At 45.6% G+C, this 25,944-nt stretch carries 28 protein-coding genes; 10 read left to right on the forward strand and 18 right to left on the reverse strand.

All coding sequences use genetic code 11. The features are described 5' to 3' along the window. Positions 1-11: 11 nt before the first annotated feature. Complete coding sequence (locus tag IEY34_RS00175; RefSeq protein ID WP_229757393.1) at positions 12-518, reverse strand: shikimate kinase; 507 nt, start codon at positions 516-518, stop codon at positions 12-14. 170 nt (positions 519-688) lie between these two features. Between IEY34_RS00175 and IEY34_RS00180 the strand changes: the two genes are divergently transcribed. Continuing rightward, on the forward strand, positions 689-988 hold the full coding sequence (locus IEY34_RS00180) for a hypothetical protein (protein WP_189005963.1): 300 nt from the start codon (positions 689-691) through the stop codon (positions 986-988). A gap of 12 nt (positions 989-1,000) precedes the next feature. Here the strand turns inward: IEY34_RS00180 and gnd are convergent, their stop codons facing one another. From gnd to IEY34_RS00255, 16 genes are all read right to left on the reverse strand, one after another. Next, complete coding sequence (gene gnd, locus IEY34_RS00185) at positions 1,001-2,413, reverse strand: NADP-dependent phosphogluconate dehydrogenase (RefSeq protein WP_189005966.1); 1,413 nt, start codon at positions 2,411-2,413, stop codon at positions 1,001-1,003. A 35-nt stretch (positions 2,414-2,448) separates the two neighbouring features. Continuing rightward, positions 2,449-3,216, reverse strand: coding sequence for an SDR family oxidoreductase (locus IEY34_RS00190; RefSeq protein WP_189005969.1), 768 nt, complete (start codon positions 3,214-3,216; stop codon positions 2,449-2,451). A 60-nt stretch (positions 3,217-3,276) separates the two neighbouring features. After that, positions 3,277-4,884, reverse strand: coding sequence for a gluconokinase (gene gntK / locus IEY34_RS00195; protein ID WP_189005972.1), 1,608 nt, complete (start codon positions 4,882-4,884; stop codon positions 3,277-3,279). After that, positions 4,881-6,152, reverse strand: coding sequence for a nickel pincer cofactor-dependent isomerase, group 22 (locus IEY34_RS00200; RefSeq protein WP_189005975.1), 1,272 nt, complete (start codon positions 6,150-6,152; stop codon positions 4,881-4,883). Before IEY34_RS00200 ends, gntK begins: the two co-directional genes overlap by 4 nt. 18 nt (positions 6,153-6,170) lie before the next feature. Then, positions 6,171-7,175 (reverse strand): LacI family DNA-binding transcriptional regulator, encoded by a 1,005-nt coding sequence (locus tag IEY34_RS00205; RefSeq protein ID WP_189005978.1) that lies wholly within the window; start codon positions 7,173-7,175, stop codon positions 6,171-6,173. Between the two features lie 103 nt (positions 7,176-7,278). Beyond that, positions 7,279-8,580: a 6-phospho-beta-glucosidase gene (locus IEY34_RS00210; RefSeq protein ID WP_189005981.1), complete on the reverse strand. Its 1,302-nt coding sequence runs from the start codon at positions 8,578-8,580 to the stop codon at positions 7,279-7,281. Between the two features lie 23 nt (positions 8,581-8,603). Further along, positions 8,604-9,584, reverse strand: a complete 981-nt coding sequence (locus tag IEY34_RS00215) for an N-acetylglucosamine kinase (RefSeq protein WP_189005984.1) — start codon at positions 9,582-9,584, stop codon at positions 8,604-8,606. Positions 9,585-9,612: 28 nt separating this feature from the next. Continuing rightward, a complete protein-coding gene (locus IEY34_RS00220; protein WP_189005987.1) occupies positions 9,613-10,614 on the reverse strand; it encodes a LacI family DNA-binding transcriptional regulator in 1,002 nt (333 codons plus the stop codon). A gap of 159 nt (positions 10,615-10,773) precedes the next feature. Further along, on the reverse strand, positions 10,774-11,370 hold the full coding sequence (locus IEY34_RS00225) for a YkzI domain-containing protein (protein WP_189005990.1): 597 nt from the start codon (positions 11,368-11,370) through the stop codon (positions 10,774-10,776). Positions 11,371-11,587: 217 nt separating this feature from the next. Further along, entirely contained in the window at positions 11,588-11,824 is a 237-nt protein-coding gene (locus IEY34_RS00230; protein WP_189005993.1) for a DUF6953 family protein, read from the reverse strand. 208 nt (positions 11,825-12,032) lie between these two features. Beyond that, entirely contained in the window at positions 12,033-12,155 is a 123-nt protein-coding gene (locus IEY34_RS37220; RefSeq protein ID WP_268240093.1) for a hypothetical protein, read from the reverse strand. 63 nt (positions 12,156-12,218) lie between these two features. Continuing rightward, on the reverse strand, positions 12,219-12,761 hold the full coding sequence (locus tag IEY34_RS00235; protein WP_189005996.1) for a GNAT family N-acetyltransferase: 543 nt from the start codon (positions 12,759-12,761) through the stop codon (positions 12,219-12,221). After that, positions 12,730-12,888, reverse strand: coding sequence for a hypothetical protein (locus tag IEY34_RS00240; protein ID WP_189005999.1), 159 nt, complete (start codon positions 12,886-12,888; stop codon positions 12,730-12,732). Before IEY34_RS00240 ends, IEY34_RS00235 begins: the two co-directional genes overlap by 32 nt. A 184-nt stretch (positions 12,889-13,072) precedes the next feature. Further along, positions 13,073-14,227, reverse strand: a complete 1,155-nt coding sequence (locus IEY34_RS00245; protein WP_189006002.1) for an ABC transporter permease — start codon at positions 14,225-14,227, stop codon at positions 13,073-13,075. Continuing rightward, complete coding sequence (locus tag IEY34_RS00250) at positions 14,220-15,401, reverse strand: ABC transporter permease (protein ID WP_189006004.1); 1,182 nt, start codon at positions 15,399-15,401, stop codon at positions 14,220-14,222. Before IEY34_RS00250 ends, IEY34_RS00245 begins: the two co-directional genes overlap by 8 nt. Positions 15,402-15,413: 12 nt before the next feature. After that, positions 15,414-16,349 carry an ABC transporter ATP-binding protein gene (locus tag IEY34_RS00255; RefSeq protein ID WP_189006007.1) on the reverse strand — a complete coding sequence of 312 codons (936 nt, stop codon included), beginning with the start codon at positions 16,347-16,349 and terminating at the stop codon, positions 15,414-15,416. Positions 16,350-16,533: 184 nt separating this feature from the next. Between IEY34_RS00255 and IEY34_RS00260 the strand changes: the two genes are divergently transcribed. Both IEY34_RS00260 and IEY34_RS00265 read left to right on the forward strand, forming a co-directional pair. Continuing rightward, a complete protein-coding gene (locus IEY34_RS00260) occupies positions 16,534-17,655 on the forward strand; it encodes a sensor histidine kinase (protein ID WP_189006010.1) in 1,122 nt (373 codons plus the stop codon). A gap of 32 nt (positions 17,656-17,687) precedes the next feature. Further along, positions 17,688-18,350, forward strand: coding sequence for a response regulator transcription factor (locus IEY34_RS00265; protein WP_189006012.1), 663 nt, complete (start codon positions 17,688-17,690; stop codon positions 18,348-18,350). Here IEY34_RS00265 and IEY34_RS00270 read toward each other — a convergent pair. Continuing rightward, positions 18,347-19,195, reverse strand: a complete 849-nt coding sequence (locus IEY34_RS00270) for a stalk domain-containing protein (protein ID WP_189006014.1) — start codon at positions 19,193-19,195, stop codon at positions 18,347-18,349. The genes IEY34_RS00265 and IEY34_RS00270 overlap by 4 nt on opposite strands. 192 nt (positions 19,196-19,387) lie before the next feature. Here IEY34_RS00270 and IEY34_RS00275 point away from each other — a divergent pair, with 192 nt between their 5' ends. The 7 genes from IEY34_RS00275 (at position 19,388) to IEY34_RS00300 (ending at position 25,834) form a co-directional block, all read left to right on the forward strand. Next, entirely contained in the window at positions 19,388-20,020 is a 633-nt protein-coding gene (locus IEY34_RS00275) for a YktB family protein (protein ID WP_189006017.1), read from the forward strand. Positions 20,021-20,131: 111 nt separating this feature from the next. Continuing rightward, entirely contained in the window at positions 20,132-20,827 is a 696-nt protein-coding gene (locus IEY34_RS00280) for a hypothetical protein (protein WP_189006019.1), read from the forward strand. A gap of 195 nt (positions 20,828-21,022) precedes the next feature. Further along, a complete protein-coding gene (locus tag IEY34_RS36465; RefSeq protein ID WP_229757394.1) occupies positions 21,023-21,667 on the forward strand; it encodes a transposase in 645 nt (214 codons plus the stop codon). Further along, entirely contained in the window at positions 21,646-22,344 is a 699-nt protein-coding gene (locus IEY34_RS36475; RefSeq protein WP_229757395.1) for a transposase, read from the forward strand. The genes IEY34_RS36465 and IEY34_RS36475 overlap by 22 nt, the downstream gene beginning before the upstream one ends. Before the next feature lie 1,029 nt (positions 22,345-23,373). Further along, positions 23,374-24,099 (forward strand): ABC transporter ATP-binding protein, encoded by a 726-nt coding sequence (locus tag IEY34_RS00290; protein ID WP_189006022.1) that lies wholly within the window; start codon positions 23,374-23,376, stop codon positions 24,097-24,099. Further along, a complete protein-coding gene (locus IEY34_RS00295) occupies positions 24,099-25,127 on the forward strand; it encodes an ABC transporter permease (protein WP_189006024.1) in 1,029 nt (342 codons plus the stop codon). Before IEY34_RS00290 ends, IEY34_RS00295 begins: the two co-directional genes overlap by 1 nt. A 35-nt stretch (positions 25,128-25,162) precedes the next feature. Continuing rightward, complete coding sequence (locus tag IEY34_RS00300; protein ID WP_373291134.1) at positions 25,163-25,834, forward strand: TetR/AcrR family transcriptional regulator; 672 nt, start codon at positions 25,163-25,165, stop codon at positions 25,832-25,834. Positions 25,835-25,944 lie beyond the last annotated feature (110 nt).

The raw sequence follows: 25,944 nt of genomic DNA on the forward strand, positions 1-25,944 counted from the left end.
GTCCCCTATTTTCATTTCACGACTTGCGCCAGAATAAGCTCCACGATCTCATTCGTTGACAGTTCAGTTGTATCAATCACTGTGTGCGCGAAATCATAGGATGACTTCCGTTGTTCCAACAACGTGTTCACGCGCTCTTCCACATTGCCTTGCAGCAAAGGTCGATTCGTATCGCTGCTTACTCGCGCAATGATCGTCTCCGCAGAAGCTGTCAGCGCCACTACAAGGCCGTTTTGCAGCATGCAGGTCCGATTGCTTTCTGCCAACACCGCTCCCCCGCCTGTCGCCACTACCTGCCTCTCACCTTCCAGAATATGCGCAAGCGTCTTACTCTCCAATGTACGGAAATAAGCTTCGCCATGTTGTTGAAATAAATCTGCAATACGCGACTGCTGCTCCTCTTCCAGAACGGCATCAGAATCACGAAACTTCCAGTCCAGACGCTCCGCCAACAGGCTCCCTACCGTTGATTTACCAGTCCCCATAAAACCTACAAGTACAATATTTCTTGCTGTCACATGAATCCCCTTTTCTCATATGCTGATCATACAAACTTTCCCAACATCATACCATAGCCGACATACCATGAATACAATCCATCAAAAAATCATATAGTAGAGTGAATAAATTCCAGATCAACCGTTAAGATTTTAAGAGAGACCTTATGTTGACAAGGAGAGATGAAGCTTTGAACCCAATTGTTGCCTACACCAACCGCACGCAAGGCAAACTGGAGCAAATCTTACACCCGAGTTACATCCTTTGCAAAGATGATGTTGTCTGGATTTTGGAGTTTATTAAGAAAAAAGTGGCTGAAGAAGACCCGCGTATGCAAGGCCTTGCTCAACCACGATTATTACAAAATTTCCGTTATTTTGCCGAAGTCTCGTTAATGCTCATTCACCGGCGGAACGGCTTTGATCAAGAGGCCGATCGCTTGAAAATGTGGCTGCGCGAGGCTGCGTATGGCTTACAGGATGAAGCTTAATCCCTGTTTCTCTTAGTTTTCCATCCAGTTGAAGTGGAAGGAACCTTCTTTGTCCACACGTTGGAACGTGTGAGCTCCGAAGTAATCGCGCTGTGCTTGCAGCAAGTTAGCAGGAAGTCTTTCAGTCCGGTAGCTGTCATAGTAAGCAAGTGCGGAAGCGAAAGCTGGAACTGCGATACCGCGAGTTACCGCTTCTGCGATAACTTGTCTCCAGGATTGTTGATAGTTATCAACAACACCATTGAAGTAGTTGTCCAGCAGCAAGTTTCTCAATGCTGGATCGCGATCATACGCATCCTTAATATTTTGCAGGAATCTCGCACGAATGATACATCCGCCGCGGAAGATCATCGCAATGCTGCCATATTTCAGATTCCAGTTATATTCCTCGGAAGCTGCTCTCATTTGGGCAAAGCCTTGTGCATAAGAGCAAATTTTACTTGCGTAAAGCGCTTGGCGAACAGCCTCAATAAACGCTTTGCGATCGCCTGTGAAGGCTGGAGCAGCAGGTCCTTTGAGTACTTTGCTTGCTGCGACGCGCTCTTCTTTCATCGCGGAGATGAAACGGGAGAACACGGATTCCGTGATAATGGAAAGCGGTACGCCTAGGTCCAGAGCACTTTGGCTGGTCCATTTTCCTGTTCCCTTTTGACCTGCGGAATCCAGAATCACGTCAACCATCGGTTTGCCTGTTTCAGCATCATATTTGGTGAAAATATCACGCGTAATTTCGATCAAGTAGCTGTCAAGCTCACCGTTATTCCACTCCGTGAAAATCTCATGAAGCTCTTCTACGCTGACATTCAGCACATCTTTGAGCAATTGGTAAGCTTCGCAAATCAACTGCATGTCGCCATACTCAATCCCGTTATGCACCATTTTGACATAGTGTCCGGCACCGTCAGGTCCGATATATGTGCAGCAAGCGTCGTCGCCAACTTTAGCGGAAATTGCCTTCAGAATTGGCTCTACCAATTTGTAGGCATCTTCTTGACCGCCTGGCATAATCGATGGACCTTTCAATGCGCCTTCTTCACCGCCGGAAACGCCTGTTCCAACGAAACGAATACCATGTGCTTCCAAATCTTTGTTACGGCGTTGTGTATCCGGGAAGAATGCGTTGCCTCCATCAATGAGGATATCGCCTTTGTCCAAATACGGCAGCAATTGGTTAATCGTGTCATCCGTAGGACCGCCAGCTTTGACCATGATCAAAATTTTACGCGGAACTTCAAGGGATTGCACGAATTCTTCCACAGTGTATGTACCTACTAATTGTTTACCTTGGGCTTCTTCCAGAAGCTCTTTTGTTTTTTCGGCAGAACGATTAAATACGGATACAGTGAATCCTCTGCTCTCAATGTTCAAAGCCAAGTTTTTACCCATTACCGCTAGACCGACTACACCAATTTGTTGTTTAGACACGTCTCTCATACACCCTTCCGAAAAAAATATAAGTTTTAAATCGTCATCGCGCCAAAACCGCCATCCACTCTTAAAACAGACCCTGTGACAAAACTAGAAGCTTGTTCAGATGCAAGGAACACAGCAGCCCCTTGGAGCTCAGACGCTTCGCCAAATCGATTCATAGGCGTATGGCGCATGATGGATTCAATCCGTTCCGGAGACAAAATCTTGCGATTCTGTTCCGCGGGGAAGAACCCAGGAATAATCGCGTTCACACGCACACGACTTGGAGCGAATTCGCGAGCAAGGTTCTGTGTGATATTATTGACAGCTGCTTTGGAAGCGGAATAAGTGAACACGCGAGAAAGCGGAGGATCTGACGATACGGATGAAATATTAATAATGCTTCCGCCTTCGTTCCGATCAACCATGTATTTCCCAAACACTTGGCAGGCTAACACGACGCTCTTCAAATTAACCTCCATAATAGAATCCCATTCTTCCATGGAAATGTCAAAGAAAGGCGTAGCACTATTTTTGCCGGGACAATTCATCAGGATGTCCGCAGAGCCTGACCAAGCCAAAACTTCTTTGAGAACCAGTTCCAATTCCTCGCGTTTCGTCGCATCCGCTTGGAACGTATTCGCTTCTCCGCCAATCGCTTCAATACTTAGACGAACTTGATCGCTTTTCTCTTGATTGCGCCCCACGATGGCAACTTTCGCGCCATGACCGGCTAAAGCAAGGGCCATCGAGCCACCTAATGTACTGTTGCCGCCAATAATTACTGCTGTTTTCCCTGTAAGATCGAATAAATTCATCGTCTTCATCCCCTCTGCATGTTTGCTTGGCTAATCCCGTAGAAAGCAGCCTAAGCTTATTTATGTTTGAGGACTCCGTAGGTGCTGCCCTTGAAAGGCGGTAATCGCATCGAATTGATCTTTTAACTGATGATATACGCTTGTATAAATAGATGTCAATTGTTGATAAATGCGATAATCGCTTTCATTCACCTCGTGAGCCATTCCTACCTGTATCCATTGATGGGCATAAGAGAGATCATCAATCTCTCCCATCGCGAGCAAACCGAGCAAAGCTGCCCCGATTCCGGAACTTTCAATAGAATCCGGAACTGTAACGGACGTGCCGAGCATATCCGTCATCATTTGACGCCAGAAGGTTGATCTGGCAAAACCGCCTGATGCCCGAATCACAGCAGCCGGCCCCATCATGCGTTCCAGCGATGTTGCTACCGCTTGAATCGAGAACATAACGCCTTCGAGCGCTGCCCGAATCATATGCTTCTTCTGGTGGCTAAGCGAAAGACCGAAGTATACACCGCGTGCGTTCGCATTCCAGTAAGGGGCACGTTCTCCCGAAAGGAGCGGCAGGAAAAGCAGACCGTCCGACCCTGCGCCTACCTGTGACGCGAGCTCCGTCAAATAGTCGTAAGGATCGATGCCTTGACGCCGCGCTTCTTCGGCTTCGGCCGTCGCAATCTGATCTCTCACCCACCGGAAAACAATGCCGCCGTTGTTGATCGGTCCACCCACGACCCAGAAGTTTTCGGTGAGCGCATAGCAGAACAGCTTGCCTTCGGGGTCGGTTTGCGGTTTGTTGACCACGCTGCGCACCGCGCCGCTAGTGCCGATCGTGACGGCGATGACGCCTGGCTCGAAAGCGCCGACACCAAGATTGGCGAGCACGCCATCAGAAGCGCCGATTACGAAAGGTGTGTTAACGGCCAAGCCCATGGCCGCAGCGTAGGCTCCTGAGAGCCCTTCGACGCGGTATGTCGTTGGCACAAGCTCGGAGAGCTGCTCCTCCTTCACGCTGGCGTGATTAAGCGCATCTTCGTCCCAGACAAGATTCTCCAAGTTGAATAACCCTGTAGCACTAGCTAACGAATGGTCAATCAGATAGCGGCCAAATAGCTTCGCGAAGACATACTCCTTAATTCCGATAAATTTGTACGCATCCCTCATCAATTCCGGCTCGTTGTCCCTGAACCACATCAACTTGAGAAGCGGAGACATCGGATGAATCGGCGTGCCCGTCCGCGAGTAAATCTGCTGACCAAGACCGCTGCGCTTCAATTTCTCCGCATAGCTGGCACTTCGGTTGTCAGCCCAAGTGATACAGGCTGTTAGCGGCTTCGTATTCTCATCCACTGCGATCAAGCTATGCATAGCGGAACTGAAGGAGACACAGAGCACTTGATCAGGTGTAACGCTAAGTTTGCGAACGACAGCCCCTATTCCCTCTACAACAGCTTCAAAAATCTGATCGGGATCCTGTTCAGCGCGATCCGCTGTTGGCGTGAAAAGCGGGTACTCAATGGAATGTGAAGCCAAAACTTGACCTTCACGAGAAATGATCAGCGTCTTCGTGCTTGTTGTCCCTATGTCAGCCGCGATGATGTAAGGCCTGCTGGCACCCGTTTCAACAGATGTCCCACGCCCGGAAAGGGTCGTTGATTGGTCGGTCATTTGCTAATATTCCCCTCTGCATCAAATGAAAGTTCATAAGGCTCAGTTAAAATTTCAATATCCGGATGCTGGCGAGCCGCATCTAATAGATTAATTGAGATTTCAATCTCGCCGAGATGAAGCGTGTCTTGAATTCGAACCAATTTGCAGGTCGTATAATCTAGGATGTTACACGTTTTCACTGCTGCCTTGATCGCATACAAATCATTTTCCAGCGTTGTCGCTATTTTCGTTGGGGCACAGACGGTTGAAGTTAAGCCATTGGCATAAGTAAACTCCAAATTCGTTTTGTCCACCAGTCTTTGCGTTGTAAAATCGGCCGTTCCGACCCCATTCGCGTTCCCTTTGGTCTCATGGGTCAAGTCCAGCACAACCATCTTGGCAACATCGGGCCCTCCGTGTGCATAGGGTGTCGGGTAACGTCCTGTCACGTTCGGATCCATGCCGTCGCCGCTAACATTTTTACCGATATAGTCAATGACAAGAACATCGATTTCGTCAAACAAAATCTTAGGCAGACGCGATTTCGCTTCGATGAGAAGCAGTTCTTCACGCGCTTCAATCTCAGCTGCTGGCAGCACTTCCACCTGACAGGTCTCATCATACGCATTCTCGACAAGTGCAACACCGAACACGATCGGCAGCTTCTGGATCATCAAATTCGCCATAGCCGGCACGTTCTCTGCCATATATTTGAAGCCCAGCTGGTGACACGCTTCCGCACCTTTTTGCTTGCCAAGACCGATCGCGATCATTTTCATAATGCCGCTCTCAATCCGTCCGCGGAACGCAGTATGCGGCTTCACGCGGTTAATCACGACAATCGCATCCGCTTCAGAAGCGATCCGATCCACATAAACAGGCAAGCCATTAGGCAGCTGGTCGATCTGTACAACTTCCATCGAAGAGCGGATCGGAGCGCCCATGGTCGCTTCCGTTATGCCAAAATGCTGTAAAACCTCCGTTTGACCATCTGCTGTGGCTCCCCCGTGGCTGCCCATGCAGGGAACGATGAAAGGGAAAGCTCCTCTGTCTTTAATCGCATCAATCGTTGTCTTGGTAAAGCCGGCAATATTGGCGATACCTCGGCTGCCGACCGCAACCGCAACCTGCTGCCCTGGATGAATGCTGTTCATGACCCCGCTGCTAGCCAGCTTGTTCACGAGTTCGAGCTCGGGATGTTCCAGAATCGTGCGATCAAACTTCTGCCGAATCTTCACCATTTGCGGAATCGGAATGTCCTTTAATAATTCTCTTAGAATGCTCACGGGTGATCCCCTCTTTCTTTATGATGACAGTGAACGTACGGATTCCCTTACGATCAATTCTGTTTTCAAGAGCAGTTGCTCCGTCTCGTGCTGTTTATTTTCTATATTCCCAAGAAGGCGGATCGCGCCTTCTGTACTAATTTGTTCAATGGGTCTGCGAACCGTTGTCAGCGACGGCGTAACATACGCGGCAAACACCGTATCATCAAAGCCAACCACGGATATATCGCCTGGTACCTGCATCCCTGCTTCGGAGATCGCTTTCATAGCGCCTAGCGCCATTTCATCGTTACAGCAAAACACGGCTGTCGGTCTTTCCTTCAGCAGCAAAAATTGCTGCATCGCTTTGTGGCCGCTCTCCAAATCGTATAATCCCGGAATTCGGTAAGCCTCCGGCACGCGAATCTGATAATGCTTCATCGCTCTCTCGAAGCCATCCTTCCGATTCTGCGCGGATTTAAAACCTTGCCGGCCTTCAATCAACGCAATGCGCGAATGTCCCTGTTCAATCAAGTAGCTGCCTGCCAGGAACGCCCCTTGTTCTTCATCTGAGAGAACATTAAGAACGCCAGCTGTCGTCACTGGACGATTCAATACGACGAGTGGGATGCCTTTGCCTGCAATATGATCAATAATTCCCTGATCGTCATCACTCTGACTGACAACGATGATGCCATCGAAACTTTTCCGCGTAATCGAATGAAAGCTCGTATAATCATCAATCCCTTTGACAATGAGCTGGTAGCGATCCTGAATCACCGAGTTAACACCGCGGATAGCTTCATAGAAGAAGCCAGCGGAAGTTCCCTTGCTCAGGGTTGTAAAAAACAGCCCCAAGTTGTAAGACCGATCCAGCACAAGACTCTTGGCATTGTAATTGGGTGTGTAATCCAACTGCTCGGCGATGACCCGAATACGCTCTTTGGTTTCCTCTTGAATAAGCGGGCTGTTGTTCAGCGCTCTGGAAACCGTCGTATGAGAAACACCCGCTAGCTTGGCAATATCCTTAATGGTTACGCTCATACATTCACCTCTAACAGAAGCATACCATATTTATGCACACGTTAACAATAGTCTTTTTGCAACAAAAAAACTCCCCTTTCAGGGAGTTTCACTTTCCATTAATTTACGCAAAAAACGCAGGTAAATACGGTTTATTCTTTTCCAGCATTTCATCCATCAATTGCTTGGCGGCATTCACGGATGGCACCAACGGGTGATGCACAAGCGCCTGAAGGACCAAATCCCGGCTGCCAGTAACTGCCGCTTCAATGGTAAGTCGCTCATACGTTTTGACAGCGTGCATAAGCCCCTTCACATGTTCTGGCACTTTGGTTAATCCAATTGGGATTGGGCCTTGCCCGGTTACCAGACAGTTCACTTCGATACATGCATCCTTGGGAAGGAAATCGATGATGTTATCGTTCATAACGTTCAGCGTTTGGATATCTCTTCTGTCGTTATAGAGCGACACCATCAGATTTACAGCCGCTTCGGAATAGTAGGCGCCGCCGCGTTTCTCAAGCTGTTTAGGCTTCTCTTGCAAATCAGGATCCTGATAGAGCTCGAACAATTCGTCTTCCACTCGTTTCACTACCTCAGCGCGCGTACCGTTTTCCTTGAGTGAAGCCAGTTGTTCCTCCAACATGACATCGGTCATATAGAAATATTTTAAATAGTAAGATGGCAATGCCTCCAGTGATCGCAAGAAATCGGCATCCCATTCGCTGACTGGCACGTTTTTGCCGCTGTATTCTTCTCGGCGGTCAAGCAGTTCATGCAATTTGTCTTCACCGTTAATTTCTGCGCGCGTGACCCAGTGCAGATGATTCAAGCCAACAAATTCCGTATAAATTTGTTCAGCCGTGGCTTCATATTTCTTCATCAACCATTTGTGCAAACCTATGGGTGCATTGCATAAACCAATACTTTTCACCTTGGAGTATTTGTGAATTGCTTCTGTCACCATACCCGCAGGGTTCGTAAAGTTAAGCAGCCATGCGTTCGGGCTAAGCTCTTCGATATCCTTACAGATATCCAGCAAGACAGGGATCGTGCGCAAAGCCTTCATCATCCCGCCAGGGCCTGTCGTTTCCTGACCGATAATTCCGTGTTGATTGGGGATATGCTCATCCCATTTGCGAGCTTCCAGCAAACCTACACGCATCTGCGTGCTGATGAAGTCTGCATTGGCAATAGCTTCCCTGCGGTTCAGCGTTAAGTGGACTTCTATAGGGAGGCCAGACTTAGCTATCATTCTTTTCGCTAAATTCCCAACGATTTCAAGCTTATGCTTACCTGCTTCCACGTCCACGAGCCAAAGCTCTTTCACGGGCAACTGCTCGTAACTCAGAATGAATCCTTCAACAATTTCTGGCGTGTACGAAGAACCTCCGCCAATGATTGCTATTTTCAAAGCTTCTCTCATTGCACTCACATCCTTGTCTGATCTTATAGTGGGATTGCTTTATAATCGGATACCGTTCTAAGCTTGTCATAGACTTCCGGACTAAGAGGCTGGCCACCAGCTTCCATTGCCAACCACAGTGCGCCTATAACTGGCTCTACATTCAATTTGACAATTGACGCTTGCGGCGCAACTTGTTGCACGCCCTTTGCCAAATAATCCAGGATAAAAGGCCCCTCTCCTCTGGTTACAACACTTCCAGCCAGCACAATGTCAAAGCTTTCCCGTTCCATACCAAGTCGTCTAATAACAGCTGTCGCAGACTTACCCAGTTCTTCGCCTTGAACCCGGAGAATACGGAGGGCAACCTCATCGCCAAGCTTGGCCGCTTTGAACAGCAAGAGAACAGTAGAAAGCGGAACAGGCTTCTCATGATCCCAGAAGTCTCCAAACATCTCCTCCACTTTGCTATAGCCATATTCTTGCAGCAGGAGCTCAGTCAGCATCGTTGGCTGCTCTCTGCCATCCCAGGCACGGATAACGGCTCTGAAGGCTTCAATCGCAAGCGTGCCTCCACCACCGAAGTCACCGAACTTGTAAGTGAATCCTCCACATTGGAAGAAGTCACCCTGCCTATTCTTCCCTGCGCTGTTCGTCCCGCTTCCGCAAATCAGTACAACCCCATAAGGCCGCATCGTTCCCGCCCGCAAGGCAATCATCGTATCGCAGTCGATCTCATAATTGGAAAATCCGAGTTTGTGGATCAGCGGTCTCAGCACTTCATAATCAATAGGACGATCCGCCCCAGCAAGACCAAAAAAAGCAAACGTAATGTCTTCCCGTGATAATTGCGCTTGTGCCAAGGCCATATTTACCGAACTTGTAATGTTAGCCCGTGCAATATCCACACTGATCTGATGATTGCCATTCCCACTATGACCTTTCCCTATGATATTCCCGTTCTCATCTGACACTAAGGTATAAGTCTTGCTTCCACCTGCATCTACGCCCAAATAATACTTCATAGCTTCAACTCCCTTATGACTTCATGCGTTAGCTTCCAGCTTCATGTCTGGCCGTAGTTTCTCGAATTACAATAACTGGGTCTAACTTCATTGTAAGATGCCTCTCCGCCTGGCCGTCGATATGTCGCAGCAATTCTTCAACGGCAGCTTGACCCAGCTTATCTGCTGGCTGACGAACGGTTGTTAACTGAGGCCGGAACTCCGCAGCGAAGATTTGATCATCAAAGCCTATGACCGACATATCCTGAGGAACCTGAAGACCTGCTTGATTCAAGGCATTCATTAACCCGAAAGCGATATAATCATCAGCAGCAAAAACGGCACTTGGCCGCAAGCCGTCCTGAATCCATCTCTGGGCAATGTCATATCCGGATGAAATGGCGAACTGCCCTTGCTCGATCCAAAGCTTCGTCAAGCCCGCTTCCTGCATCGCATGTCGGTAACCGCGTTCCCTTTCGCTGCTGCTCAGAAACGGTTCTGGACCGCGAATATGAGCGATTTCCGTATGTCCGAGCTCAATCAAATGTCTCGTCGCTTCGTAACCACCTTTGAAATTATCTACAATGACAGATGAGATCTGCTCATCGATATGCTGATTATCCAGCAGCACAAAGGGCATCTTCTTTTTTTGCAATTCCTTCACATAGGCTTCTTCATTCGTCGGAGACAGCATCATCAAGCCGTCAACGCGATCTTCTTGAAATAACGATTTTTCAAACGAAGAAAATACGTCGTTAGATATAGATAAGGCCAAAAAATACCCTTTGGCCGCAAGGCGCTCATTCACTGATTTCACCACAGCATCGAAAAAGGAATCGTTCAGTGTCGCAATGGCAAGCCCGATTACGCCGGTTTTCCCGCGGGCCAAACTTCGAGCCGCAGCATTGGGATGATAGTCCAGCTCTTGCATCGCCTGCAGCACGCGCTGTCGATTGCTTTCACGCACAGTCCCTGCTTGATTAATGACGCGTGAAACGGTGACTACAGAGAGGCCGCACTTCTTCGCAACATCAAAAATACTTACTTTCATCACATACATCTCCTGTGTCACTCAAAAGTTTAAGCGCTTTAACTTTCATAAATTAATTATAAACGAAAAATTTAGTATGCACAAGCCAATTGTAAACACAAAAGAGAGTCCGTATGGTTAGATACAGGCTCTCTCTTTATTTAAATCCACTATTCATTTTCACATCTCCAATAAGAGCATTTCTTGTCTTAGTTCCACTAACTTCGTCTTGCTCTCCACAACGGCTTTGACATCGCCTGAGGCCATCGCATCATGTAAAGTAGCGAGCTCGTAATCCAGCTCCATGCGAAGAATTGGAATTCGGTCATCGGTCCGTTTGGATCGCAGCGCTTGCATGACTTCTTCTACTGTCACGGCAGGCTCCTTCTGATACAGCACTTTATGCTCGATTCCGCTAATTTCTACCATGCGAATAATTTCACCGAACATAATATTCTCAATGAGAATTTGCCGATCCTTGAATCTTTTCACTACAGCATGACCGCGGGTGTCGCCAATCAGCTTCTCCATCATTTCAGCCAGCTTCTCATCCTTGAAGGAATAGTTGCCTACGATCTTATACTTTTCTCCAATCCGTTCGAATTTAAGCTTAATAAGCTTGCGTCCTGTGCGAATGGAAATGATGAATTGTACATCGCTTTCGTTCCAATACAGCGAATATCCTTCTTGAATGAGCGCTTTAATGAAGTTCCGGATTAGCCGGCGATCAAATCGTAACTCTAGGTTGCAATATTCCACTTCATGACTCTTACTCACGGCAATCCCCTCCATAAATGGTGCTTTTGGTGTTGTTTAAATATTCAGACAACTTGTGTTCTTAATCTTATCTTATTATGAATTCTATGTTTTAGCAACTTGGATTATTGACATTTTTTTAAGGAAATACGTACAAAAAAAACTGAAGCCCGTTCAACAGGGCTCCAGCCTAAATCGATATGGAAAAACAAGCAAATTCCGTTCGCCTTTTATCGATTTAATGCCATCCCCAGAAAAAACCATCTCGTTCCCAAGCGGCTTTCCCGCCGTGCAATTTTTTGAATATTTTCTTCACTTCCTTGGAAATGGCTTGATTGCCGTTTTCATTCACATAAATAAACGTTTCCCCATATTGACGCAGGATATGATCAACAGCTGCTTTCTGGTGTAAGATGCCCGCGGATTTCAACTCCTCCAGCATCCACTCCGCAACTTCATTCGCCGTAACAGACATTCTTCTTCTCTCCCTTTTGTTCGCCTATCACCAAAGCCTATCGTTAGGCGAGTCATGACATCTTTCTATTGTATCATATTTTCATGAAATCATCGTCCTAGCAGGTACAGGAGCACAATCGCCATGTGTGTTGCACATAAAAAGAACCCCTTCAAATTAATGAAGAGGTTCTTATCCACTTTTGATTTAAATAAAAGCCACGTATGGCTTACTTTTTTTTGAAATTTTCAATTGCTTTCAGCAACTTTATTCTTTTAGAATTAATTCCTTCTATTATTTTTGTCTTATCTTTGCCAATTAGTTGGGGCTTCTTTCTTTTTTGAGCTGGCATAAACATCACCTCGCTCATAATATGCAACAACGTAACTAAATTAGCACAAAAATCAAAGAAATTTCATTCATCAAAGAATTCAGATACAAATTTTTCATCATATAATTCTAATAACATACTTACAAGCCCTTTTGTTGTATCGTGCTTAGTCTCTGACTCAATGAGGTAATTAAACCCTCTATCGCGATACCATTCCCATTTTTCGAAAACAGAATCTGTAGTGACAAAACGTTCATTCGTTTTTTGAGCAAGGTCTATAACATAATTTATTACAAATGTACCAATCCCAAATTTCTGAAATGCACTAGCTACACCAAGTCTAGCTATGTCTAAAGAATATTTATGCTGATCATGCAGACCCACAACAGTAGTAGTATCAAAGCTAAGCGGCAATCTTTGAAGAGTAAAGAAGCCACATAACTCATCATCTAGATAAACTAGTGTGGTACTGGCTTCTCTTAATATATGAGTTTGGAATGCTTCAGTTATTAAGAAATTTTCAATTGAAGAATTACCGCATTTAAAGTTTTTAATTACCTCAATATCAGCCAATGAGATAGATTTTAAAACGATATTATTTAGATCTATTTGTAATTCCTTTGACATAATCTTTTGCGGCCATCTTTCTCTCTAATAGACTTTGAACAATTTTCGTATTATTATTAAGCCTGTCTACTAATTTAGCTGCATCTGTTCCAGTAACATAGGGTCTTTCTCTCATGCTTACAGCCATAATAATGCCCTCCTATCAATAACTCTTTAAATTAAAATAGTACTTTAAAAACTATTATCCATCTAACTAATAAAAGCAACTTAAATATAGTATAACATATTACTAAATAATATTTAATAGATTCAAGGAAAAATATGGATGAAAATTTATACATCTTTCAATGCATTTCCATCCATGCACCCAACTAGGCCGCCTCCGCGTCGCCAGGACGAAGAATCACCGATCCAATGCCGAGCAGAATTAAGGCAAACAGGGTCAACACGCCCATATGCATCCACATCTGGGACAAACTCTGGCCCGATGCCATGCGCTGTATGGCATCGATCACCCACTTTTGCGGAACGAAGTTAGCGAGCTTCTGCATCCAGTCGGGCATCAACGTAATCGGCCAGAAGCAGCCGCCAAGCATACAGGTTGGGGTGATGATGATGGAGTTAATGATACTTATATTCTGAGCATTTTTAACCATTCCGGCTATAGCGCTTGCAATCCCCATACTGGCCAACAAGAAAAACTCGAGAATTATGAATTGGGAAAAGAAAGGAAGCCCATAGTCATAATGCGTGACATACCGCGTGACGATTAAAATAACGACAACTTGCAAGGTTCCGACCAAAAAACTGCCTAGGAAGTTGCCAAGCATAATTTCAACGGAACGAACCGGGGCCGTGAAGGTTCTCGCTAAAGTTCGCATTCTGCGATCCTCCATCACAACCGAGACGGTATTACTAATAACACCCATCATGAACATCAGCATAAAGCCAATGACAATATGCATATTCGGATTCACATACAAGCCCAAATCTGTCATCTGCGATGAGACCTGATGCTTCTCGCTTTGCGTCAGTGTCTTCTCAACCGCTTCAAGATGAGCTTCCTTCGAAAGATTTGGCTTGTTGGTCAAAGCAGCGGTGCTTTGATACCTGGTCAACACACTGTCCAAAGTCATTTTGAGCGTTATCGAGGCTTCGCTGAGGTTTAATTGATACATATCAACTTGAGGTGATAATCCCTGCATCAGCGTTTCGCTGAAATTGTCAGGAATCACAAAAGCACCGCTCGCTTTTTGCTTAACTACTTTTTCTTTTAAAGCCGTCTCCGACGTTTGTTCCTGCAAACGGTAATCCGGGTAGGAAGACAACTCATGAAGCAGATGAGTCCCCAGCGTTCCCTTATCCAAATTCAAATAGACAATATCGATACGATTATCCGCTTGCTTTCCTAATACGCCAATAATTAGTGAAACCGCGGTAACCGGAATGAGCAAATACATCAGGAAGCCCTTTTTCTGGAATAACGTCCGACGCAGCATATTAAGCGCAATATATAAACTATTCATGATACCCCGCCTTTCGGTATATGATAAAGGACACGAGCAGCAAGCCCCCGCCAAAACAGCCCAAAACCAAGAGATGATGCCCGATAACACGCAAATCGCTGCCCAGCATAATTCGCAGCATGCCCTGCATTCCCCAATAATTAAGCGTATATGCCCCCAAACGTTGCAGTAAACCTTCGGGTAATGGCGTGAATCCCCCGCTTAGGAATGACATAACCAAAATAATCATTTGAAAAGACGTACTGATCGCTTTCGATGTCTTGGTCAATAAGGTGACCAACACCGCAAGGCTCATAGAAGCCACAATGATCCCGAAGCATACCAGGAAAAGCATGGCGTACGAGTGCCCCCAATCAACGCCATAGAAAACAATGGTCGCCGTTATTATAACTGCCGCTTGCACAATGGAAATGAACGTATTCCCGACCACTTTTCCCAATAAAATCTTGTATTCCTGCATAGGCATCGCATTTAATCTAGCTAATGTGTGCTTCTCTTTCTCATTTTGTAAACTTAGGGCTGTTGACATGCCGGAATAAAGTAAAAACATAACCAGCATAGACGCCGCGTAATATTGCATGGCTGTATACTGGGTATTAGAAGTTGTCAGCTTGCCTAATTGCACATGAGAAGGAGCCACAGCTTGGGAAGAACCTTGGGAAGTTTGGTCTTGCAGCCTTACAGCGGCATCCGAACCTCCTGTGATCATTATCGCTTGCCTGTGGTTCACTTGATCCAAAAAGGAGCGAAGAACCATCTGTGCAGTCAAATTTTGTCCATAATCATTCCCTAGTATCATTTCCCACTGGACTTCTTTCCCAGCTAACACCTGGCTGCTGAAATTACTTGGAATTACTAGAGCGAATTCCGAGGTTCCCAATTTAAGCCGGTCCATTGCTTCTTCTCGTGTTGGAATAAGCGTGGGTTGTAGGATTTGCTGCAACTCAGGTGTACTGAGAAAATTGGTGAACTCCTTACTTATCGGGCCGGTATCTGCCTGAACCAGATCAACTTTAACCATTTTTAAAGCATGATCTTCCACTTTGAACGCACCGGAAAGCGCAGAGCCCAAGATGAAGATCAATAACAACGGCATCAAAAATTGAATGACAAACACGTATCGCATACGTAATAATCGCAGTATTTCATACCTAGCAATGGTCCATATTTGCATCTTGACCTCCTCCTAGTCCCGCAACGTTCTTCCGGTCAACGACAGGAACAAGGCTTCAAGATCCGGCTCCACTTGTGTGAGCGATTGAATTTTCACGTCATGTTTAGCTAGAATGAACAAGATGTCCTGAAGATACGCATGGGACGTTCCAACCAACAATTCAAGCTGCTGCTCTTGCACTGTCACTTGCTTAATTCTCGGGTGTTCTCTGAGCTCATTGATAGCTTCATCTTTTAAATGAGCAACTTGGAGAATCACTTTATTATCCTGAGCGACCTTGCTTCGGAGCTCCTCTTGCGTGCCGCAGGCAATCAGATGACCATGATCCATAATCCCGACCCGCGAAGAAATTGCGGAAACTTCTTCCATGTAATGGGACGTATAGATAATGGTTGACCCCATGCGATTGAGGGTTCTTACCGACTCGAGGATATGATTGCGAGACTGTGGATCGATGCCTACTGTTGGCTCATCCATAATGATTAGCTTGGGATGATGCATAATCGCACAGGCAATATTCAACCGGCGTTTCATCCCTCCCGAGAAGGAACTCGGTTTATCGCGAGCACGATCAGATAGTCCTACGAATTCTAAAGCCTCCTCCACGCGGTCCTTCAAGAGCTTGCCGGATAAACCGTATAATCTGGCAAAAAAAGTGACATTCTCACGCGCCGTCAAATTTTCAAAAATCGCCAGTTCTTGGGGAACTAGGCCAATCCTGCGTTTAACTTCCAGTGTATCTTTGGCAACCGATAAACCGTCTACAACCATTTCACCCTGATCGATTTTCAGCAGTCCGCTCAACATTTTAATCGTCGTACTTTTGCCCGCACCATTGGGTCCCAAGAGTCCAAATACTTCGCCTTCGTGAATGGATAAATTAAGATGATCCACAGAAATCTGATTATTATATTTTTTTACAACATTTTTTAATTGAACAAAGCTCATATCATCCGCTCCCTTATACCATTCAACTTGATATAATTATTGTACTTTGCTTTCTGCACACGAACAGGTAGATTTAGTCATTCATTAAAGTGACAAAAGTCATAATCTCTGCAAAAGGCGTGTAAACCCACTTGGGTGGTATGCTATACTTTGCTTACTACTTGCCTAAAAGGATGGGAACCGTTTGACACCATTACTTCTGATATCCCGTTATGCTCTTATACTTGTCCCAGCGGTTGCTTCCATGTATCTACAAAAATATTCGGCCTATGGCACATATGTATTTTTTATTCTTTTGTTGGTTTGGATAGCTGAACTACGCAGAATCACTCGCTTGAAATCAGCTTGGATGCTGTTGCTTGAAATTGGCTTTGGGGCTTGGCTAAGCTACCAATATGACGGCATCTTGTTCATGCTCTTCTACTCTACCCTATTGTCTTATGTACATTACGTAAACAAGCATCTCTGTTATTACTTCATCTCCATCCAGTTGCTCTTATTAAATCTTTCTCTGCATGGGCAGCCTGCCAGTTATTATGTCATGGCAAATCTTATTTTCATCGCTCAGTCCATGCTCCTGCTTCATATGAGACAAATTGATCAAAACAGAGAAGAAGTGGAGCTTCTTTATGATCAACTGCGCAGACAGCACTATGAGCTAGATGAAGCACGCATGCAGCTTATGGATTATGCCAAACAGGTTGAGAATATTGCGCAAACGGATGAACGCAACCGTATCTCGCGGGACATTCATGATGATCTCGGGCATAAGCTGATTCGTCTCAAAATGATGATGGAAGCTTCTTTGCGTATCCTTCCGACCCAACAAAGCAAAGGTTTGGAGATGCTAACCTCCGTCAAAGACCAATTAACCGAAAGCATGGAGTTGCTTCGCACCACCGTTCGGCGGTTAAAGCCTGATGAAGATTCCTTGCAAACCTACTCCCTCGAACGACTCATTGCAGACTTGACGAAGGAGAATGGCATTGCAATTGAAGTTCAAATCACAGGAATGCCTTATGTGTTATATCCCAGTCTGGCTTTCATTCTTTACCGCAATGCGCAAGAAGCGATCACGAATGCCATTCGTCACGGCAGTGCAAGCAAGGTCGATATTCAATTAACCTATGACCCTAAACAAATTACCATGTGTGTGTCCAACAATGGCAATCTACCTGCTGCGTCCTCCGCCAAAGGCATTGGGATGAAAGGCATGGAAGAACGCAGCAAGCTCATCGGAGGCCAACTTTTCGTAACTTTGAAGGGTTATTATTCCGTAACAACGGTGTTGCCTACTTATCGCTAACAGGAATTGATTATAGAGAGGATTGAACGTACTTGATTCATTTACTTATTACAGATGATGACCCTTTTATCCGGGAAAGCTTAAAATTAATCATTGGCCTAGACGAAGATATCGAGGTCGCCGGCACTTGTACGAATGGGGATGAAGCATTGGCTTTTATCCAAAGCGGCAGTCAAGTTGATGTTGTCCTTATGGATATTCGGATGCCGATCTGTGACGGCGTACTGGGCACCTTGAAGATTAAACAAGCTTACCCGAACGTGGTTGTTCTAATCCTGACAACGTTTGACGATGATGAATTTATCGTTCAGGCTTTACGCAACGGGGCCAGCGGGTATCTGCTCAAAAATATTTCGCCCGATCGTATCATTCAAGGAATCAAAACCGTGGAGCAAGGCAATCTGCTCATTCATGCAGATATCGCCAAGAAATTGACCACTTTCATCAGCCCGAACACGATGCCATCTGTTCCTGCACCTAAAGCACTTAGCGCGTTGGGCTTAACCGCTAGTGAACAAACAGTTGTCATGAAAATTTCCGAAGGCCTTTCAAATAAAGAAATCGCCCAGGAGTTATTCCTGAGCGAAGGTACGGTAAAAAATTATATAACGGAAATACTCAGCAAGCTGAATCTCCGTGACCGAACACAAATTGCTATTTTTTATTTGAAACAACAATCAGGCGCGAATCGTTAATTGTTGACTTTGGTTACTTCGATATCTTCTTTGGAGGAACTTCCGACTACATAACTAGGTGTATTATTATTGCCATTAGTTTGTGAAAGCTTAAGCGTTGTGCGGTAGAAATGTCCATTCTCCGTGAGTAAGTAACTGTATGTATTCAGTTCTGGTAAGGCATCAATGATAATAGGGCTTGTCATATAGGGCTTTTTGTTAATTTCATAATATCGGAAGCTTTGGACATATTCCCTTATGGTCTTGAGCTTTAATGGATCTTGTTCACCAGTAATAACGATAGGTTCGTTAACGAGATATGAAATTTGCGGCGTTTCTGCCCAAATTTTCTTTAGTTCTTCTTCGCTAACATAAATGTCCTGTGTGTATTTCTCTTTAGCTTTTCTAAGACCGTCTGTTTTGACGCCCATGCGATTAAGATCTTGCAAGCGGTAATACGCCTGATCCGTTGTGTTCACCAAGACCGGATATGTCCCACCCCGATAATCCAAATACTGCGGATACGGGTACTGCAGCACAATCTCTGTGTAATTCGTCTCATTGCCTTCTGTTGGCTGCTGTGGATTAATACGCGGATTGATATAGATCGTTTTCGTGCTATCCTGCCAATTCACATTAGCTCCCAGGAAGCCCCCCAGCTCTTTCACAGGCAAGTAACTAGCATTATTATAAATTAACGGGGGATTCGCGAGCTGCACCTTCCGCCCATCTACAACCACATTAAAATCACTCCGCAAATAGGCGTCTACGCGCTGCAGCACATCTTGCGCATACACACCTGCTGTAAAACAAGTTCCCATAACCGTGCCCAGCACTGCAACTTTAGTCCACTTCGTCATACGCATAAGGTTGAATTCTCCTATCTATCCATTATGATGCTTTGCAAACAATATTCGGCAAGAACCTTGCTTTACCTCCTTATTTCTACAAAATAGGTCCTAATTCCTATGACTGCCCCTATGAAACTCGTAAACAATTGCGGGATCACCTGATTTGCTTTAAAATAGTTGGAAACATCTTTGAAAAGAGGAACAATCATGAGTTTCACTGGATTCGCCCAACATGAATTCGATACATTTGCTATAGAAGGCCTTGATGGACGCATGGAAGCGATTCGCGAACGGATCCAACCCAAATTCAAAGCACTCGGGGATTCGTTAGTCGAAGATTTGTCGCTGTTGTCCGGCACCGAAATGTTTCTGCATATTGCCAAGCATTTAAGACGTAAAGTCAACCCTCCGGTCGATACCTGGATGGCCATTTGCCCAAATAAACGCGGCTATAAGCAGGTTCCCCATTTCCAGGTTGGTCTCTTCGATGACCGGTTATTCATCTGGCTGGCGTTGATCTATGAACTGCCGACCAAGGGTCAGATTGCCGAATCCTTCCTGAAAGACATTCCGCGGTTGAAAAAAGAGATTCCTGCCGATTTCGTTATTTCTTTTGATCATATGAAAAAAGATGTGACACCCGTCTCCGAATTGAATACGAACAGCTGGAAAGAAGCCTTGGTACGCTTTCGAGATGTCAAAAAAGCCGAACTGCTGATCGGCCGCAACCTGCACTTCCAGGATCCCGTGTTGGTCAACCCAGTTGAACTGGAAAAGCTGATCAAGGAAACCTTTGAAAAACTAATCTCCTTATATCAAACTGCGGTTGACGTGAAGTAATTCCCTTTCATGGAAAATTTATGTGAAACTAAGGTTCTTTTAAACTAAAATGATCGCCTCCTGCACAGACTAAGTGCTGTAATTCCGAATTCACAGGAAAAGGAGGTATCAATGAACATGAATCAGCCCTATTTGAAAAAGCTCGTTGTAAGCTCGCTGGCCCTCACATTGATGCTAGGAAGCGCAGCGCTTCCTCCCCTATCAGCTGCGGCGAAAGCCCCATCTGATATTCAACAGGATAGCGCAACTATGCTGCAAAATGATGAGAATGCACAAGGCCGCCACAGCCGAAAATGGCCGATTATCGAAGATTCAGCTTCCGTAATCGGGATCGACAAAGATATTCTCGTTAAATCTCTGAAAAGCGGCAAAAGCATCGTGGAAGCAGCCGCAGACAAAGGGATGAATGAAGCTGACTTGACCGCCAAACTACAGCAGCTTAGGACAAGCAAAATCGAAGTTGCTGTGAAAGACGGCAAGTTGACAGCCGAGCAAGGCGAACATATGAAGCAAAAGCTTGGCGAACATCTCAAATTTATCCTGAACGAGAAGAACCTCCTCAGCAGCCATGCCGGGCATGGCAAGTGGCATAAGCTGGGCCTCAAGCCGGATACCGAGAAGCTCGCGAAGTCTCTTGGCCTGAGCAAGGATGAGCTGCGCGCACAACTGCATGCTGGGAAGTCGCTGGCTGAAATTGCGCAAGCCAAAGGCGTCTCCAAGGACAAGCTTGTCGCGTCCATCAAGGAGCAGTTAACCCCTTCCATTGAAAAGTGGGTCGACCACAAGAAAGAAGCGAAAGAAAAATAAGCTTGAGCAGATTGGTCAAAAGGCATCCCTTGGGGACAATGTCATTAAGTTAAGGCGCAGGGTTAAAATCAAAAAAAGAGCAGGTTATCTGAAAAGATAGCCCGCTCTTTTTTTGCATGAAAAAGAAAAAAAGAATTTGACAAGCAGTTGGAAGTGTGTGGCGACGCCCCTTGAAAAAACGAGGAGGCTACGCCAATGAATGAGTACGCGAATTCGTTTAAAGAAACGCTGACATCCCTCATACGAGAAATGTCAGCGCTACCCGCACCTTATGTCAAAAACCCAGAAAAAGACTTTACACGAAAAAAAAAGCTTCTCTTTGAAACGGTTATGCAACTCCTGATCTCGATGGGCGGTAACAGCCTCTACAAGGAACTCTTGGAGTTACAGGGCTATGATGTCAACACCGCAACCACTTCTGCTTTTGTTCAGCAGAGGAATAAAATCCTGCCATCTGCTGTGGAATTCCTGTTTCACGAATTTACACAATCACATACGGATATCAAAGACTACCGTGGGTATCGATTACTTGCCATTGACGGTTCGGATTTACATTTCGCGACTGACCCTGAGGACAAGGATACCTACTTCCAAAATCAACCGGATACGAAAGGCTATAACCTTTTGCATTTGAACGCAGCCTACGACTTGTGCAATCGACTCTACGTGGATGCCATTGTTCAGCCACGCAGGTTGTGCAACGAGGGAAGAGCGCTGGCAGATATGGTTGACCGTTCTCCTATTCAAGGAAAAAAAATTGTTATTTCCGATAGAGGGTTTGAAAGTTACAACAATTTTGCGCATATTGATCGCAAAGGGTGGAACTACGTCATACGGTAAAGGATTTGCATTCCAGTGGTATTCTTTCGGGCTTACGGTTGCCAGATAGCGGATCGTTCGATACTGAAGTTCATCTGACACTCACCAAAAAACAAACCAAAGAGGTCAAGGCTCATCCCGAGATATACAAGTTCGTCCCTTCCAAGTCTACCTTTGATTTTTTGGATTTGCATGAGAACTTGTTTTACCCGATTTCCTTTCGGGTTGTTCGTTTCGTCCTGCCGAGTGGTACTTATGAAACCGTCATTACGAATCTTTCTGCCGCTGATTTCCCACCCGATGAGCTGGCTTCCATTTATAACATGAGGTGGGGCATTGAAACCTCTTTCAGAGCATTAAAATACACCGTCGGGTTGACGAGTTTTCACGCAAAGAAACAAGAGTCCATCTTCCAAGAGATTTTCGCAAGAATGATCATGTACAATTTCGCTGAAATGATGACCTCGCACGTCGTCATTTCCCAAATGGATAAACGGCACCACTACCAAGTCAACTTCACGGTTGCCGTTCACGTTTGTAGACATTTCCTGCGCTCACGTGGTGATGAACCCCCGCCCGATGTTGAAGCGCTGATTCGCAAAAACATTTTGCCGATTCGACCCATCCGCCCAGGACAGCAGAATACGCGCAAAATCCGTTATAAAACAGCTGTTAGCTTCGTCTACAGAGTAGCATAATTTTTAGTTCACATGAACATTTTTTTAAGCGGATATTCCATCCGCTTGTTTGTTATGCGTTTTTTCCCTTGTTTGTATAAAAAAACAAACGGCACAGGGCTTATTCCCTTGCCGTTTCAGATTTCATTTTTGTTCCCAGTCTTGTCTCTGAGCGTAACTTAATGACATTGCCCTTGGGGATGCCTTTTTTATTGAAGTCCTTCGCAAGCTTCTTTGCTAGGCTATTCTCGGTCTCAAAGGGCATCTAATGAACTGTATGATGCTTATTGACCGGAAAATGGCGGCTTTGGAGATGTAACGAACGGAGTTGGCGCTACCCGGCACTTTATTGGCCGAATGGTGATCTTTTGCTTGAAATAGAGCATCTGGAATTCATTAGATTTTCAGAATGAGCGATTTGGGCCGAATAAAGGGTATTGAGTTCGTTAGGGGGCTTAGTTTTCCTCAAGGTTCATTGACTAAGTGACCACGATGCAGACTCGGTTTTTCATATTGGTGTCCTCCAGAAACTTCTTTGCTTTGGAGGTTTTCGGTCTCAAAGGGCATCTAATGAACTGTATGATGCTTATTGACCGGAAAATGGCTGCTTTGAAGATTTAATGAACGGAGTTGGCGCTACCCGCCACTTTATTGGCCGAATGGTGATCATATGATTGAAATAGAGCATCTGGAATTCATTAGATTTTCAGAATGAGCGATTTTGGCCGAATAAAGGGTATTGAGTTCGTTAAGGGTATTGAGTTCGTTAGGGGGCTTGCCTCAAGGTTCATTGAGTCGGTGACCTAGCCGCAGGCTAGTTTTTTAATGAGAAGAGGAGTGACGAAGGGTTAACGCAACTGCCTCGCGCGGAATTAAGGAATCGTCAAGCAGCTAAACTAGGCTAAAGCGCCCTTATAGCGAGCTTGAGGAACTGCAGGGCGCTACCCCACCCAATAATGAGTGATTACTCACTTCACAAAAGAAGGAATATCGAGTACGATGAAATCATAATAATGAGTGATTACTCACTACAAAAAGAGGTGTTGAAGCATGATTAACACATATTCGATTCAAGTGCAGCATGTCTCCAAACAATTCGGAGACAAAACGGTTTTGCAGGACATTACTTTAGATGTTCCCAAAGCGCAGATTTTCGGACTATTAGGTCCCTCTGGGTCAGGTAAAACAACACTCGTCCGCTTGATTGCCGGTATCGACGCCCCCTCATCCGGCACCGTGCATGTGTTGAACGAGAAGATGCCTCAGTTAGCGATGTTATCGCGAATCGGTTACATGGCGCAATCGGATGCGCTCTATGCCGAGTTGACGGCGCAAGAGAATTTAGCTTTTTTTGCGGCTTTATTCGGATTGGCAGGCACCAAAAGCAAGAATCGGATACAAGAAGTGATGGAACTGGTCGATCTGAGTGCACATTTGAAGAAGCAAGTGTCGAATTACTCGGGCGGCATGAAGCGCCGCTTATCCTTGGCGGTCTCTCTGCTGCATGAGCCAGAAGTACTCATTCTGGATGAACCCACAGTCGGCATCGATCCCGTTTTGAGAAAATCAATTTGGGAAGAACTCACGAAGCTCAGCGCTCGCGGAACAACGATAATCGTCACGACGCATGTCATGGATGAAGCGGATAAATGCCACCGGTTAGGGATGATTCGTGATGGCAACCTTACCGCTGTTGGAACGCCTGAGGAATTGAAGCTAGCTACATCATCCTCCACGATTGAAGAAGCATTTTTATACTATGGAGGTGCAAAATAATGCGAATTCGCGCTATCATTGTACGTATTTTACGTCAGTTTTTTCATGATAAACGCACATTAATGATGATGCTCGTAGCGCCTATGCTCATTCTCTTCCTAATGTCACTTGTTTTCAACGGGAGTACGTATGCACCTAAGTTAGGGACGGTCGACGCCCCTGCTCCTTTCATCCAGAAGCTGGTTGATTTAGGCGCAGAAGTGAATCCCTATACAGCCGAGGAAGCCCAATCCAAGCTTGCAGGCAGCCATTTAGATGCTTATATCGTGATGCAGGGAGCCGTCCCGCAGGTGACCTTGGAAGGAAGTGATCCGGCCAAGAACAAAGCGGTCCTCTTCCTGCTGCAAAAAGCGCTGCAAAACGCTGCACTGCCGAGCGCTGGAACACAAGCGCCAACCATCACCTATCTGCACGGTTCCGCTAATATGGCTGCATTTGATAACCTGGGTCCTGTCCTCATCGGATTTTTCGTTTTTTTCTTCGTCTTCCTGCTCTCTGGGGTATCCTTCCTGAGAGAACGAACCGGCGGCACGTTGGAGCGGCTCTTGGCCTCCCCGCTTAGGCGCTGGGAAATCGTCGTCGGGTATATCCTCGGTTTTGGGATCTTCACCACACTGCAGGCCACGCTCATCGCTTGGTTCGCAACCAGCGTTCTCGGTCTGATGCTCGTCGGCTCATTCTGGTATGTCCTTCTCATTACCCTTTTGCTAGCCTTGACCGCTTTGTCTTTGGGCACACTCATTTCCGCTTTTGCCAATAACGAGTTCCAAATGATTCAGTTCATTCCGATTATCATCGTACCACAGGTCTTTTTCTCGGGTTTATTTAGCTTGGACACGATGTCCATCTATCTTCGCTGGATTAGCACTATCATGCCGCTGAAATACGGCGCAGATGCCTTGCGAAACATTATGATTCGCGGCGCGGGCTGGGAGACGATCTGGGTTGATGTCGTGGTACTGGCAGGGTTCACCGTTGGCTTCATGATGCTAAATATACTGGCACTGAGGAAGCATCGTAAGATATAATATAAAAATGTGAAAACAAGCTAGGTATACAGGAGGTGAGTGCCTTGTCCCAAGTCGAGCCCTGGTTACAAGAGCTGCTGCGTCTTAATGACGAAGAAGAGAAAATGACCGAGAAACAGATCAAAATTGTTCAAGCGGCTGTCGAAATTTTCTCCCAAAAAGGGTTTGCAGGCTCTTCTACCAGTGAAATTGCGCAAAAGGCAGGCGTAGCGGAAGGCACCATTTTCCGTCACTATAAAACAAAAAAAGAATTGCTGCTCTCTATTGTGGCCCCCATTATGACGAAACTCATTGCACCTTTTGCAGTGAAGGATTTCACCAAAGTGCTTGACGCTGAGTATCCAAGCATGGAACAATACTTGCGCGCAATTATTGTGAATCGGATGGAATTCGCCAGAAAACATTTTGCCGTATTGAAAATATTTCTGCATGAAATTCCCTTTCATACCGAGCTGAGAGAACAATTTCAGGAAACTTTCTCCAAATTAGTACTGGAAAAAGCTTATAAAGCAATTCGGCACTTCCAGGCAGAGGGTCAAATCATTGAATTGCCTGCCCCAACAACGATGCGATTAATTATTTCGACCATTGTTGGTTTCTTGATTACCCGATTTCTGTTAGCGCCCAACGCTGATTGGGATGAGGAAGTGGAAATTGAGCATACCATTCAATTTATTTTGAATGGGCTGACTTTGAGGAAAGCTTAGCGCCAAAGCCAATGAACCTGAGTCAAGCCCCCTTAGGAACCCAATACCCTGTATTTGATCAAAATGGTTCATTTTAAAAATCTAACGAATTCCGCATACGTTATTTCAAG

The organism is Paenibacillus marchantiophytorum, from assembly GCF_014640555.1.
Lineage (GTDB): Bacteria > Bacillota > Bacilli > Paenibacillales > NBRC-103111 > Paenibacillus_E > Paenibacillus_E marchantiophytorum.